We start from the raw sequence: 13,476 nt of genomic DNA, 5'->3' as shown, positions 1-13,476 counted from the left end.
CCCCGCCGGACCTGATGCGCTTCGCCCTGGCTGCTTTTCTCGTCGGATGCCTGACCTCGTCGGGCGGCGCGACGGCTGACGAGCAGACGCCGCGGGGCGTCGTCGAGCTGTTCACCAGCCAGGGCTGCTCGTCGTGCCCGCCGGCCGACCGGCTCGCGAGCGAGCTCGCGCGCGACGGCCGGACCCTCGTGCTGACCCTGCCGGTCGACTACTGGGACTATCTCGGCTGGAAGGACACGCTCGCCAGCCCGTCCAACACGGCGCGGCAGCGCGCCTATGCGCTCGCCCGCGGCGACCGCAAGGTCTACACGCCCCAGATCGTCGTCAACGGTCGCGAGGCCGCGGTCGGCGGCGACGGCGCGGCCGTGATGGGCGCCATCACGCGCGCCGAAGCGGACGGCGGGCTCGCACTGCCGGTGAACCTGAAGATCCGCGACGGCCGCATCGAAGTCGCGGTTGCCGAGCCGCGCCGGCCGCTCGCCGCGCCGCACGCGGAGGTTTGGGCGTTTTCGTTCGAGCGCGCCCACGAGGTGCAGATCGGGCGCGGCGAAAACGCCGGGCGCACCGCCACCTATGCGAATGTCGTGCGCCATATGACGCGGCTTGGCGCCTGGGACGGCGCGCCTGCGAAATTTGAGGTGCCGGCCGAAGAGGTTCTCAGAGCGGGCGCGGACGGGCTCGCCGTGCTGGTGCAGTCCGGCACCGGCGGACAGCCCGGCGCGATCCTCGGCGCGGCTCAGGCCGATCCGGCGGTGTTCGACGCCACCACGACCGCAGCCCGGCTGGCGCGCGATCCCTATTGAGAGCTCTCCGTCTCATCGCCGCGTTGCTGTGCGCAGCGCTTCCGGCGAGCGCCGGCTTGGCGGCCGATCACCCATCCTACGGGCCGGAGCTCGAAGGCTTCGATTACCCGCACGAGGTCCGGCGCTTCGACTTCGTCTCGCAGGGTCAGCGCCTGTCGATGGCCTATATGGACGTGGCGCCGGCCCGCCGGAACGGGCGCACCGTGGTGCTGCTTCACGGCAAGAACTTCTGCGGCGCGACCTATGAGAGCGCGATCTCGGCGCTGACCGCGGCAGGCTATCGGACGATCGCGCCCGACCAGATCGGCTTCTGCAAATCCTCCAAGCCCGACGGCTACCAGTTCAGCTTCCCGCAGCTCGCTGCGAACACGCACGCGCTGCTCGAGAGCCTCGGCGTCCACAGGGCGACGATTCTGGGCCATTCGATGGGCGGCATGCTGGCGGCCCGCTACGCCCTGACCTACCCGCAGGCGACCGAGCGGCTGGTGATGGTCAACCCGCTCGGGCTCGAGGACTGGAAGGCCGAAGGCGTACCCTACGCCACGATCGACGCGCTCCACGAGAGCGAGCTGAAGACCACCTTCGAGACCGTGAAGGCCTACCAGACGAAGTTCTATTACGCGGGCGAATGGAAGCCCGCCTATGACCGCTGGGCCGAAATGAACGCCGGCATGTATGCCGGGCCAGGACGCGACCGGATCGCCTGGATCGGCGCCCGCGCCTCCGAGATGATCTACGCGCAGCCGGTGGTCTACGAGTTCCCGCGGATCGCCGAGCCGACGACGCTGATGATCGGGCAGGCCGACCGCACCGCCCCCGGCGCCAATCGCGCGGCTCCGGAGATCGCGAAGCGGCTCGGCGACTATCCCGCGCTCGGCCGCCGCGCCGCAGCCGCGATTCCGGGCGCGAAGCTCGTCGAGTTCCCCGGCCTCGGACATGCGCCGCAGATCGAGGCCCCTGCGGATTTCGAGGCCGCGCTGCTCAAGGCGCTCGCCGAGTGACGCCGCGGCGCCTTGCGCCGGTCGGCTGCGTCCGCGATCATGGCCGCATGCCTTGGGGCGCTTTCTGGGAGGCTGAATGATCGATCCGGAGCCTATACGGCTTGTCCCGCGTCGCGCGTCTTCGGCGGCGGCTCCGGAACTCTCGCCCGCTCAGGTCACGTTCAACCGGCAGGAGCTCAACGAGATCCTCAATCTCTACGGCCGCATGGTCTCGGCCGGAGAGTGGCGCGACTACGCCATCGACTTCCTGAAGGACCGGGCGGTCTTCTCGGTGTTCCGGCGCGCCGGCGAGCTGGCGCTCTACCGGATCGAGAAGAACCCGGCGCTCGCCCGGCGGCAGGGCGCGTATTCGGTGGTCACGACCACCGGGCTCATCCTGAAGCGGGGCCCTGAGCTGAAGCGGGTCCTGGCCGCGGTCGACGGCGGGTCGCTGCGGCTCGTCAGTTCCTGACGCGGGCCGTCACCTCGATCTCGATCTTCATTTCCGGCTTCAGCAGACGGCACACGATCAGCGTGTTCGCCGGCCGGATCTCGCCGAAGATCTCGCCCGTGACCCGGAACAGCGCCTCTGCGTCGGACGGCTCCACCAGGTAATAGCGCGTCTGCACGACGTCCTCGAAGGAGGCGCCGGCTTCGGCGAGCGCCTTTTGGATCGTCGCGAAGGCGTTGCGGGCCTGCGCTCCGACGTCCTCCGGCATCGTCATCGTGGCGTAGTCATAGCCCGTGGTGCCGGACACGAAGACGAGGTCGCCATCCACGACCGCACGGCTGTAGCCCGCGGTCTTCTCGAAGGGGGAGCCGGTGGAGATCAGGCGACGTGTCATGGATCTGTCTCGGATGGACGCGAAAGTGAGGCGGGTCGCTTCCAAGGAAGCGGCCGTAGGGTTGAACTCAGGCGGAGGACAGGCCGGCCCGCGATCGGGGCCGGAGGAGAGCGGCAGGCGGAGACGCCGTCAGGCCCAGGGACGCTCCGCCGCGAGCTTCGTCTCGAAGCCCGCGATGCGGTCCGCCTTCTGCATGGTCAGGCCGATGTCGTCGAGGCCTTCCAGCAGGCAGCGCTTGCGGAACGGGTCGATGTCGAACCTGACCACGCCGCCGTCGGGGCCGCGGATCTCCTGCGCCTCGAGGTCGACGGTCAGGCGGGCGTTGGCGCCGCGCTCGGCGTCGTCCAGCAGCTTGGCGTGATCCTCGGGCGAGACCACGATCGGCAGGATGCCGTTCTTGAAGCAGTTGTTGTAGAAAATGTCCGCGAAGGAGGTCGAGATCACGCAGCGGATGCCCTTGTCGAGCAGCGCCCACGGCGCGTGTTCGCGCGACGAGCCGCAGCCGAAATTGTCGCCCGCCACCAGGATCTGCGCGTCGCGATAGGCCGGCTTGTTGAGGACGAAGTCCGGGTTCTCGCTGCCGTCGGCGTTATAGCGCAGCTCCGAGAACAGTCCCGCCCCAAGACCGGTTCGCTTGATCGTCTTCAGGTATTGTTTAGGGATGATCATGTCGGTGTCGATGTTGATCATCGGCAACGGGGCGGCGACGCCGGTCAGGGTATCGAACTTCTGCATTTCTCTGGCTCCTGAGGCCCGTGTCATGCTCCCGCCCGAAACGGCGGTCAACCCCGTCCGGCGCCCTCGCCTCGCAGGCGCGACCGTCGCGCAGCTCCCGGTCTGGAGACCTCTCGCCGCATGATCTTCTCGATCCACATCCCGAAAACCGCCGGCACCAGCTTCCGGAACGCGCTCAAGGAGCTTTATGGCGAGCGGCTCGCGCTGTTCTACGGCGAGAACGATCCGGCGACGCATCCGCTGCTTCGCGTGCCGCGCGCACAGCTCGCCTCCCGGCTGCCGGCGCTCGCCGACGAGGGCGTCGAGGTGCTGCACGGGCACTATTATGTCAGCCTCGTCGAATCCGCGATCGTCGATCCGCGCCGGCAGCTCTGGACCTGGCTGCGCGATCCGGTCGACCGCGTGATCTCGCACTACTCCTTCATCAAGGAGCGCCCGACCAAATGGGCGTTCGACAAGGAGATCAAGGCCGGCCAACTGCCGCTCACCCACTTCGCCCGCAAGCGCCGGATCCGCAACATCCACTCGACCTTCCTGGCCGGCGTCGAGCTCAAGGATTTCGCCTTCGTTGGCATCACCGAACGGTTCGAGCTCGGGCTCGCGCTGCTGTTCGGGTCCGACGCGCCGCAGCTCAACCGGCGCTACAACGCGATCAACGAGCGGGTCGATGTGACGCCGCGCGAGATCGCCAAGCTGCATGCGCTGAACCGCGCCGACATCAATCTCTACGCCGAGGGGCTCCGGCTGATGATCGATCGCGTCGCCGACGCCCAGGCGGTCGAGACCCCGGAACGGCCAAAGACGGCCGGCACCGGCATCGTGCGCCGGCTGATCCGCAAAGCCTCCTGAGCCGGGCGGCTCACCTCAACGGATAGGCGGCCTCGACCACATAGGGGCCGCCGCCGACCGAATCGCGCGACGAGTACAGCACGAAGCGCTCGGCCCGGAACGACAGGCCCGGCGGCCCGCCGCGCAGGCCGAGATAGTCCGCGACCGCGCGCGAAGAACTGTCGCGCAGCCGCGCCAGCGTGACATGCGGCGTGAACTTGCGCCGCTCGGCCGGCATCCCGGCGCGCCGCATCAGCCGCTCGTGCTCGGCCTGCAGCTCGATGATGGCGGAGGACGGCGTCACCCGGGCGATCAGCGCCCTCGGGCGCGCGCCGCCGAAGGCGTCGAGGCCGCCAAGCGTCACGTCGAACGGCGCCCGGCGGACCTGGCCCAGCAGATAGGCCGCCTCCTGAGCCGTGTCCTCGTCGATGTCGCCGAGGAAGCGCAGCGTGACGTGGTAATTCTCGGCGTCGAGCCAGCGGGCGCCCGAAAGCCCGCCCCGATAGGTCGACAGCGCCGCGCCGACGTCGTCCGGAATCTCGAGTGCGGTGAACAACCGCGGCACGCTGGCCTCCCTGGCGCCCTTCCCCCGTCCGCGGCGGCGCCGCTCAGGGGCAGGGATTGGTCCGCAGCAGATGGATCGCGTCCACCCGCCGTTCCGTCTCCTCGCTCCACGGCGCGTCGAAGGCCGCGAGGTCGTGCTCGAGCTGCTCCGGGCTGGTCGCCCCGATGATCACAGACGTCACGAAAGGACGGGTGGCGGCGAACTTCAAGGCGAGATGGGCGGGCGAAAGCCCGATCTCCCCAGCTAGATCGACATAGGCCTCTATCGCGGCGTCGGCGCCGGGCGTTTCGTAACGCTGCAGCCGGTCGAACAGCGTCTTGCGCGCGCCAGGGGGCAGCGCGCCGCCCCGGTACTTGCCCGTCAGATAGCCCTGCGCCAGCGGCGAATAGGCCAGCAGCCCGACATCCTCGCGCAGCGCGATCTCGGCGAGACCGCACTCGAAGGTGCGGTTGAGCAGGTTGTAGGCGTTCTGGATCGACGCGACGCGCGGCAGGCTCCAGGTCTGCGCCTCGGCGAGGAAACTCATCACGCCCCAGGGGCTCTCGTTCGACAGCCCGACATGCCGGATCTTGCCTTCGCGCTGCAGCTCGCAAAGCGCCTCGAGCGTTTCTCGGACCGAATGCTCGAGCGCCGGCTCCGGAGCGCGATAGATCGTCGGGTTGGAGCCGAACTGGCTGACCGGCCGGTCGGGCCAGTGCAGCTGGTAAAGATCGATGTAGTCCGTCTGCAGCCGCAGCAGGCTGCCCTCCACCGCCTCGCGGATCTGCGCACGCGACAGCTCCGCCGGCGCCGGCGGGTCGCGGAACCACTCCATTGCGCTCCGCCCCACCGCCTTGGTGGCGACGATCGTTTCGGCGCGGCCGCCGCGGGCCTTGAGCCACGTGCCGATGATCTCCTCGGTGCGCCCCTGGGTCTCAGGCTTCGGCGGGATCGGGTAGAGCTCGGCCGCGTCGAGGAAATTGACGCCGGCGTCCCGCGCGCGATCAAGCTGAGCGTGCCCCTCGGCCTCGGTGTTCTGCTCGCCGAACGTCATGGTCCCGAGGCAGCAGAGGCTGACCTCGAGCCCGGTGCGGCCGAGCTGGCGTCTTTCCATACGGGCGATCCTCAGGCGCGGTTGGTGGAGATCTGGTCGAGGAAGCGCTCGACCGTCGGGACGATGTCGCGGACGATCGCGGCGACCCCCTGCGCGTTGGGATGGACGCCGTCGCCCTGGTTGAGGCTGCGGTCGCCGGCTACGCCTGCGAGGAAGAACGGGTAGAAGATCAGCCCGCGCTCGCGGGCGAGATCGACATAGATCTGCTCGAACCGCCTGGCGTAGTCCTCTCCCAGGTTCGGCAGCGCGCGCATCCCGGTCAGCATCGCGGCGATGCGACGCTGTTGGAGCCGGTCGAGGATCCGGGTCAGCGCCGCGCGCGTGACCTTCGGATCGACGCCCCGCAGCATGTCGTTCGCGCCGAGCTCGACGATGACCCCGTCGGTGCCGTCCGGCACGGACCAGTCGACCCGCTCGGCCCCGCCGGTCGCGGTGTCGCCCGACACGCCCGCGTTCGCGATCGTGACCGACCGGCCGGCCGACCGGAGCGCCGCCTGCAGCCGGGGCACGAATCCGTCCTCCGGCGGCAGGCCGAAGCCCGCCGTAAGACTGTCGCCGAGGGCGACGAGCCTGAGAGGGGCCGCCGCCCCGGCGCCGCGCGGCAGCATCACGGTTGCGAGAGAGGCCGCGGCTCCGGCGATCACGACGCGGCGGGACGGGTGGCGCGTGGCCTCCCGATCAATATATGCGGGGTCCGGCCGAGCTTCCGGCCCGCTCCCCTCAGAGACGAAGAGCTTCATGGCGGCGATCGATCTCCTAGGCGTCAATCTGGCGCTCGGCCACGGCGCTGCGCGCGTGCATATCCTGAAGGACGTAAGCCTGAAGGTCGCGGCAGGCGAGACCGTGGGGCTGGTCGGCCCCTCGGGCTCCGGCAAGTCGACGCTGCTGATGACCCTTGCGGGGCTCGAGCGGCCGGACTCCGGGACGGTGCGGGTTCTGGACCAGGATCTGTCGCGGCTCGACGAGGACGGGTTGGCGCAATTCCGAGGCCGGAACATAGGCGTGGTGTTCCAGTCCTTCCACCTCATCCCGACGATGACGGCGCTCGAGAACGTGGCGACGCCGCTGGAGCTCGCAGGCGCGGAGGACGCCTTCGAGCGGGCGCGCGCCGAGCTCGCCTCGGTCGGGCTGGCGGAGCGCCTGCAGCATCGCCCGGCCGAGCTTTCCGGCGGCGAGCAGCAGCGCGTCGCGCTCGCCCGCGCGCTCGCGCCGCGGCCCGCCATCGTGGTCGCCGACGAGCCTACCGGGAATCTCGACGACGCGACCGGCCGCCAGGTGGCCGAGCTGCTGTTCGCCAAGACCGCGGAGCGCGGCGCGACCCTGGTGGTCGTCACCCATGACGCGAACCTCGCCAGCCGCTGCGCGCGGACGGTCCGGCTCCGCTCGGGCCGGATCGAGCCCGAAGCGCAGGCGGCCTGAGGAGCGTCCCGGTCTTGGCTTCCACGCACGCCTCTGACGCCGAGGGCGCGTCGGCCCCCCGGCCCGCGCCGCATCGTCTGGCCTTCGGCGTCATCCTGCGCCTCGCCGCCCGCGAGCTGCGCGGCGGCGTCCGGGGCTTTGCGGTGTTCCTGCTCTGTCTCGCGCTTGGCGTCGCCGCCATCGCAAGCGTCGGGTCGCTGGCGCGCAGCCTGACCGAAGGGCTTTCGCGCGAAGGGCGCGCCATTCTGGGCGGTGACGCGGCGTTCTCTCTCGTCCCCCGCGAAGCGTCTCCCGCCGAGCGCGGGCTGCTGGAGTCGAAGGGCCGCGTCTCCGCGATCGCGACGCTGCGCGCGATGGCGCGGGCGCCCTCCGGCGACGCTGCTCTGATCGAGCTCAAGGCGGTCGACCGCGCCTGGCCGATGGTCGGCGCCGCCGGGCTCGATCCGGCCGTGCCGCTTGGCGGCGCGCTGGCGGAACGCGACGGCGCCTGGGGCGCGGCGGTCGATCCCGCGCTGCTCGCCCGGCTCGAGCTGAAGCCCGGCGATCGCTTCGCCATCGGGTCGGCGACCTTCGAGGTGCGGACGCGGCTGACGAGCGAGCCGGACCGGCTCTCGGGCGGCGTCGGCTTCGGCCCGCGCGTGATCATCGGCGAGGACGCGCTGCGCGCTTCCGGGCTGATCCAGCCGGGCAGCCTCGTGCGCTGGACCTACCGGGTCGCGCTGCCGGACGCGGCGCGCGGCGACCAGGCCGTCCGGGACCTGGTGAGCGCGGTCGAGCGCGAAGCGCCGGAGGCCGGCTTCGAGGCGCGCTCGCGGCTGAACGCCGCCCCGCAGCTCGAGCGCAATGTCGGACGCTTCACCGAGTTCCTGACCATCGTAGGGCTCGCGGCGCTGGTCGTCGGAGGCGTCGGCGTCGCCAATGCGGTGTCGAGCTTCGTGGAGCGCAAGCGCGCCACGATCGCCATCCTGAAGAGCGTCGGCGCGTCGGGTCGGACGGTGTTCCTGATCCACCTCGCCGAGGTGGCGGCGCTGGGGGCGCTCGGAACCGCGCTCGGGGTTGCGGTCGGCGCCGCCCTGCCCTTCGGGGCGATCGCCGCGCTCAAGGGCCTGGTCCCGCTTCCGCTCGCGCCGTCGGTCTATCCGCGCGAGCTGGCGCTGGCCTTCGCCTATGGGGCGCTGACGACGCTCGCCTTCGCGGTCTGGCCGCTCGGCCGCGCCCATGACGTGCCGGTGGCGGCGCTGTTCCGCGAACATGTCGCGCCCGAACGGCGTCTCCCGCGCCCGGCCTATATGGCGGCCACCGCGCTGTTCGCGGCCGGGCTCGCGGCGCTCGCGGTGTTCGCCGCCTATGACCGGCGCATCGCCCTGATCTTCGTCGCCGCCGCGATCGCGGCCTTCGTGGCGCTGCGGCTGGTGGCGTGGGGCATCATGTGGGGCGCCGCCCGTCTGCCGCGGCCGCGGCGGGTCGAGCTCAAGCTCGCGCTCGCAAACGTCCACCGCCCGGGCGCCCTGACGCCCTCCGTGGTGCTGTCGCTCGGCCTCGGCCTCGTGCTGCTCGTCACGCTGACGTTGATCGACGCCTCGATCCGCCGGCAGATCGCAAATGAACTGCCGGCGCGGGCGCCGTCCTTCTTCTTCCTCGACATCCCGTCAGGCGAGCGCGAGCGCTTTACGGAGCTGATCCGCAAGGACGCGCCGGCCGCGACGTTGGACAGCGTGCCGATGCTCCGCGGCTCGTTCGCGACGATCAAGGGCGTGCCGGCGGAGGAGGTCAAGATCGACCCGGAATATCGTTGGGCGCTGCGCGGCGACCGTGGCGTGACCTTCGCGACCGACGTGCCGAAGGGCTCGAGCGTGGTCCAAGGCGAGTGGTGGCCAGCCGACTACGCGGGCGAGCCGCTGCTGTCGTTCGACCAGAAGCTCGGCGAGGCGCTCGGCCTCAGCATCGGCGACGAGATCACCGTGAACGTGCTCGGCCGCCCGATCGCCGCCAGGGTCGCGAACTTCCGCAAGATCGCCTGGGAGACGCTCGGCATCAATTTCTTCATGGTGTTCTCGCCGAACGCTTTCGCGGGCGCGCCTTACATGAACCTCGCCACGGTCTCCTTCCCCGGCGGCGGAACCGATCAGCAGGAATTCGCGCTGATGCGCGAGGCGACCCGCGCCTTTCCCTCGATCACGGCGATCCGGGTCAAGGACGCGCTGAGCTCGCTGTCGGAGGTCATCGGCAACCTCGCGCTGGCGATCCGCGTAGCAAGCGGCGTGACACTCGCCGCGAGCGTGCTGGTGCTCGCCGGAGCGCTCGCGGCCGGCCATCGCCGGCGCGTCTACGAGGCGGTGATCCTGAAGACGCTCGGCGCCACGCGGCGACGGCTGCTCACGGCCTTCGCTGCCGAATACGCGCTGCTCGGGCTGATCACAGCCGCGTTCGGCCTGGGCGTGGGGTCGCTCGCGGGCTGGGGCGTGACCGAAGGCGTGATGGGCATCGACTTCGCGTTCGACCCCCTGGGCGCGGGCCTTGCGGCTGTCGGCGCGCTGGCGCTCACCGTCGTGCTCGGGCTCGCCGGGACCTGGCGGATACTCGGCGAGAAGCCGGCGCGCCACCTGCGCGACATGTGAGCCGATCCGGCGTCGCGGCCAAAAGAAAAGGGCGCCGCGGCCTTGGCCGCTGGCGCCCTTTGTTCTGGCCCGGGGCTCAGCTCAGTGCAGGAAGCCGAGCAGCCAGAGCACGATGATGATCGGCAGCGGAATGCCGATCAGCCAAAGAAGTCCACCCTTGAACATCACTCGCCTCCCTGTTCCGTGTCACTGAACGCGCGGCCTAGGACAACGTTCCCGACAGCGTCCCGCGCCCGTGAGCGGCGGCGAAAGCAGCTCAGATCTGGTCGCGCTGGTCGGTGATCAGCCGAGCCCCGCGCTGGAAGGTCGCGAAGTCCCACACCCATTTGAACGCCACCGCGATCCGGTTGCGCGCCCCGATCAGGAAGTAGATGTGGGCCACGCACCAGAACAGCCAGGCGATCAGGCCGGTCAGGTTCATGAAGCCGAGCTTGAGCACGGCCGAGCGCCGCCCGATGGTCGCGATGTCCCCCTGGTGGCGGTACCGGAACGCCCGCGGCGGCACCGCGCCCCTGGCGCGCGAGGCGATCACGTCGGCCACATACGCGCCCATCTGCTTCGCCGCAGGCGCCACGCCCGGCACCGGGCTGCCGTCGTCGCGCTGCACCGAGGCGGTGTCGCCGATGACGAAAACCTCCGGGTGTCCCGGCACGCTCAGGTCCTTGTTGACGATCACCCGCCCCGCGCCGTCGCACTTGGCGCCGATCCACCGGCCGGCCTCCGAGGCGACGACGCCTGCGGCCCAGATCACCGTGGCGGCCTCGAGCCGGCCGCCCTCGAGATCGACGCCGGTGTCGTCGCAATTGGTGACGCGGGTGTTGGTCATCACCTCGACGCCCATGCGCTCCAGCGACTCGCGGGTGTACTGGGAGAGATTCTCCGGGAAAGCCGGCAGCACGCGCGGGCCGGCCTCGATCAGGATCACGCGCGAGGTGCGCGGGTCGATGTGGCGGAACTCGTTCGGCATCACGTGCCGCGCGACCTCGATGATGGCGCCGGCGAGCTCGACGCCGGTCGGTCCCGCGCCCACGATCGCGAAGGTCAGCAGCCGCTCGCGCTCGGCCGGATCCTCGGCGAGTTCGGCGCGCTCGAACGCGATCAGCATCCGGCGCCGGATGATGGTGGCGTCCTCGACGCGCTTGAGGCCCGGCGCCGACTTCTCCCACTCGTCATGGCCGAAATAGGAGTGCGTCACGCCGGTTGCGAGCACCAGCTCGTCGTAAGGCACGGTGGTCGTGTCCGCGATCACCTGCCGGTTCTCGAGGTCGATCCGGTGAACCGCGCCGAGCAGCACGCGCGCGTTCTTCTGCCGCCGCAGCACGTGGCGGATCGGCCAGGCGATGTCGGCGGGCGACAGTTCGGCGGTCGCGACCTGGTAGAGCAGCGGCTGGAAGCAATGGTAGTTGTGGCGATCCAGCACCGTGACGTCGACGTCTGCCTTGGCGAGCTTCGTCGCGACGGTGAGCCCGCCGAAGCCGGCTCCAACGATCACCACCCTCGGCCGCCTGAGCTCTGCGACGTCCATCCTGTCTGCTCCTCTGAGGGAAAGCCGCCGCCGCGCGACGGCGGTTGTATATAGGTCGCCCGCACGAGAGCGACGCCCCTCGGCGGCGGCAGGCGGGACTGCGAAACTGCAGGGTCTTCATTAAGAGCCGCTGAAGGCGAGCGCCAGCGGAGCGCCGCGGCCTTGTGACCTTTTGTCGATGACCGGCGCGCAATTGCATTCAAGGGCGGGTTCCCCCATTTGTGAGCCGATCGCGCAGGCGCCGCTGCGGGCGGCGCGAAAGGAGAGTCCGTATGGCCGCCGGAGATGACGTTCTGGCCTCCGCGCCCGACGATCTGATCGTCGAGACCACGACCCAGACCTTCATGACGGATGTGGTGCAGGCCTCCACCAGGACGCCTGTGCTGGTCGATTTCTGGGCCCCGTGGTGCGGGCCGTGCCGGCAGCTGACGCCGGTGCTCGAAAAGGTCGTCCGGGCGGCTGGCGGCAAGGTCAAGCTCGCCAAGATGAACATCGACGATCACCCCCAGATCGCGGGCCAGCTGGGCATCCAGTCGATCCCGGCGGTGATCGCCTTCACGCGCGGCCAGCCGGTCGACGGCTTCATGGGCGCGCTTCCCGAGAGTCAGATCCAGGCGTTCGTGGAGCGCATCGTGGGCGGCCCCCTGCCGGACGAGGCGGGCGACCTGCTGGCGGAGGCGGACGCGGCGCTGGAGGCCGGCGACGTCGCCGGCGCGGCCGCGATCTATTCCGAGCTGCTCGCCGAGGAGCCCGACTCGGCGCCCGCGATCGCCGGGCTCGCCCGCGTCCACATCGCGGCCGGCGATCTCGAACAGGCGAAGGCGACGCTCGCGTCCGCGCCGGCCGAAAAAGCCAAAGATCCGGCGATCGCCGCCGTCGCGGCGCAGATCGAGCTCGCCGAGCGGGCCGCCGCGATCGGCGATCTCGCGCCGCTCGAGGCGCGGGTCGCGACCGATCCTGCGGACCATCAGTCCCGCTTCGACCTCGCCCTTGGGCTGGCGGCGGCCGGCCTGCGCAAGGAGGCGCTCGACCACCTGCTGGAGATCGTGCGGCGCGACCGCGCCTGGAACGACGACGGCGCCCGCAAGGAGCTCGTCAAGCTGTTCGAGGCGTGGGGCCCGAAGGACGAACACACCATCGCGGGCAGAAAGCGGCTGTCCTCGCTGCTGTTCGCGTGATCTAACACGCGCATGGCCTCGAACGTCACCTACCACAAGATCGAGGAGCTGCCGGAGGTCATCCCGGTGTTTCCGCTGCGAGCGGCGCTGCTGCTGCCGCGCGGCGAGATGCCGCTCAACATCTTCGAGCCGCGCTATCTTGCGATGGTCGACGACGCGATCCGGGGCGAGCGCATCATCGGCTTGATCCAGCCGGACCCGGACTCCTCCGATGACGAAGAGCGGCCCGCCCTCGTGCGGGTCGGCTGCGCGGGGCGGCTGACGGCTTTCGGCGAGACCGGCGACGGCCGCTATCTGGTGACCCTCACGGGGATCTCCCGCTTCCGCGTGATCGACGAGCTGCCGGGCGACGCGCCCTATCGCCGCGCCCGCGTGTCGTTCGAGGACTTCGTGGCCGATCTCGCGCCCGGCGAGGGCCAGGAAAGCGTCGACCGCGAGGCGCTCCTGAAGACGCTCAAGGACTATCTTGAGGCCAACAATCTCGAGGCGGACTGGGACGGCATCCGCCGCGCTCCGAACGAGGCGCTGGTCAACGCGCTCGCCATGATGAGCCCGTTCGGCCCGCGCGAGAAGCAGGCCCTGCTCGAGGCCGCCGACCTGAAAACGCGTGCGGAGATCCTGGTCGCCGTGACCGAGATGGAGCTTGCGCGCGCCAGAGGAGACGCGAGTTCGTCGCTGCAATGACCGACGCCCCCGAAGACGCACGCCGTTCCGCCGGCGTTGACCCGAAACTCCTGGAAATCCTGGTGTGCCCGCTCACCAAGGCGACGCTGATCTATGACGCGGAGCGCCAGGAGCTGATCTCGCGGCCGGCGAAGCTCGCCTATCCGATCCGGGACGGCATACCGATCATGCTGCCGGACGAGGCCCGCCCGCTCGACGATTGA

General features: G+C 70.4%; 15 protein-coding genes. 9 read left to right on the top strand and 6 right to left on the bottom strand.

Annotated features, from left to right (window positions below):
- Positions 1-14: 14 nt before the first annotated feature.
- From VM780_RS13960 to VM780_RS13950, 3 genes are all read left to right on the top strand, one after another.
- Positions 15-803: a DUF1223 domain-containing protein gene (locus VM780_RS13960; protein WP_325448325.1), complete on the top strand. Its 789-nt coding sequence runs from the start codon at positions 15-17 to the stop codon at positions 801-803.
- Positions 800-1,804 (top strand): alpha/beta fold hydrolase, encoded by a 1,005-nt coding sequence (locus VM780_RS13955; RefSeq protein WP_414652827.1) that lies wholly within the window; start codon positions 800-802, stop codon positions 1,802-1,804. Before VM780_RS13960 ends, VM780_RS13955 begins: the two co-directional genes overlap by 4 nt.
- 76 nt (positions 1,805-1,880) lie before the next feature.
- Positions 1,881-2,255: a DUF2794 domain-containing protein gene (locus VM780_RS13950; RefSeq protein ID WP_325448321.1), complete on the top strand. Its 375-nt coding sequence runs from the start codon at positions 1,881-1,883 to the stop codon at positions 2,253-2,255.
- Here the strand turns inward: VM780_RS13950 and VM780_RS13945 are convergent.
- Both VM780_RS13945 and leuD read right to left on the bottom strand, forming a co-directional pair.
- Positions 2,245-2,628 carry a RidA family protein gene (locus VM780_RS13945; protein ID WP_325448319.1) on the bottom strand — a complete coding sequence of 128 codons (384 nt, stop codon included), beginning with the start codon at positions 2,626-2,628 and terminating at the stop codon, positions 2,245-2,247. The two genes, VM780_RS13950 and VM780_RS13945, sit on opposite strands and share 11 nt — an antisense overlap.
- A gap of 129 nt (positions 2,629-2,757) precedes the next feature.
- Positions 2,758-3,363, bottom strand: coding sequence for a 3-isopropylmalate dehydratase small subunit (gene leuD, locus VM780_RS13940; protein WP_325448317.1), 606 nt, complete (start codon positions 3,361-3,363; stop codon positions 2,758-2,760).
- Between the two features lie 120 nt (positions 3,364-3,483).
- Between leuD and VM780_RS13935 the strand changes: the two genes are divergently transcribed.
- Positions 3,484-4,212, top strand: coding sequence for a hypothetical protein (locus tag VM780_RS13935; protein WP_325448315.1), 729 nt, complete (start codon positions 3,484-3,486; stop codon positions 4,210-4,212).
- Positions 4,213-4,222: 10 nt separating this feature from the next.
- Here VM780_RS13935 and thpR read toward each other — a convergent pair whose 3' ends face one another.
- The 3 genes from thpR to VM780_RS13920 are packed head-to-tail and all read right to left on the bottom strand — an operon-like array spanning position 4,223 to position 6,589.
- On the bottom strand, positions 4,223-4,756 hold the full coding sequence (gene thpR, locus VM780_RS13930) for an RNA 2',3'-cyclic phosphodiesterase (RefSeq protein ID WP_325448313.1): 534 nt from the start codon (positions 4,754-4,756) through the stop codon (positions 4,223-4,225).
- Positions 4,757-4,799: 43 nt separating this feature from the next.
- Positions 4,800-5,849 carry an aldo/keto reductase gene (locus VM780_RS13925; protein ID WP_325448311.1) on the bottom strand — a complete coding sequence of 350 codons (1,050 nt, stop codon included), beginning with the start codon at positions 5,847-5,849 and terminating at the stop codon, positions 4,800-4,802.
- An 11-nt stretch (positions 5,850-5,860) separates the two neighbouring features.
- Positions 5,861-6,589: an arylesterase gene (locus VM780_RS13920; protein WP_414652826.1), complete on the bottom strand. Its 729-nt coding sequence runs from the start codon at positions 6,587-6,589 to the stop codon at positions 5,861-5,863.
- On the opposite strand from VM780_RS13920, the gene VM780_RS13915 reads away from it, so the two are divergent.
- Both VM780_RS13915 and VM780_RS13910 read left to right on the top strand, forming a co-directional pair.
- Positions 6,588-7,268, top strand: coding sequence for an ABC transporter ATP-binding protein (locus VM780_RS13915; protein ID WP_325448309.1), 681 nt, complete (start codon positions 6,588-6,590; stop codon positions 7,266-7,268). The genes VM780_RS13920 and VM780_RS13915 overlap by 2 nt on opposite strands.
- 14 nt (positions 7,269-7,282) lie before the next feature.
- Positions 7,283-9,886, top strand: a complete 2,604-nt coding sequence (locus tag VM780_RS13910) for an ABC transporter permease (RefSeq protein ID WP_325448307.1) — start codon at positions 7,283-7,285, stop codon at positions 9,884-9,886.
- 256 nt (positions 9,887-10,142) lie between these two features.
- On the opposite strand, the gene VM780_RS13905 is transcribed toward VM780_RS13910, so the two are convergent.
- Positions 10,143-11,411 carry an NAD(P)/FAD-dependent oxidoreductase gene (locus tag VM780_RS13905; RefSeq protein ID WP_325448306.1) on the bottom strand — a complete coding sequence of 423 codons (1,269 nt, stop codon included), beginning with the start codon at positions 11,409-11,411 and terminating at the stop codon, positions 10,143-10,145.
- 272 nt (positions 11,412-11,683) lie between these two features.
- On the opposite strand from VM780_RS13905, the gene trxA reads away from it, so the two are divergent.
- The 3 genes from trxA to VM780_RS13890 are packed head-to-tail and all read left to right on the top strand — an operon-like array spanning position 11,684 to position 13,476.
- Positions 11,684-12,589: a thioredoxin gene (trxA, locus tag VM780_RS13900; protein WP_325448304.1), complete on the top strand. Its 906-nt coding sequence runs from the start codon at positions 11,684-11,686 to the stop codon at positions 12,587-12,589.
- Between the two features lie 12 nt (positions 12,590-12,601).
- Positions 12,602-13,273, top strand: a complete 672-nt coding sequence (locus VM780_RS13895) for an LON peptidase substrate-binding domain-containing protein (RefSeq protein WP_325448302.1) — start codon at positions 12,602-12,604, stop codon at positions 13,271-13,273.
- Positions 13,270-13,476 (top strand): Trm112 family protein, encoded by a 207-nt coding sequence (locus VM780_RS13890; RefSeq protein WP_325448300.1) that lies wholly within the window; start codon positions 13,270-13,272, stop codon positions 13,474-13,476. Before VM780_RS13895 ends, VM780_RS13890 begins: the two co-directional genes overlap by 4 nt.

Source organism: Hansschlegelia sp. (assembly GCF_035538955.1).
In the GTDB taxonomy this organism is placed as follows: Bacteria; Pseudomonadota; Alphaproteobacteria; order Rhizobiales; family Methylopilaceae; genus Methylopila.
Note: the sequence above shows the minus strand (reverse complement) of the source record. Positions and strands in the feature narration are given on the sequence as shown.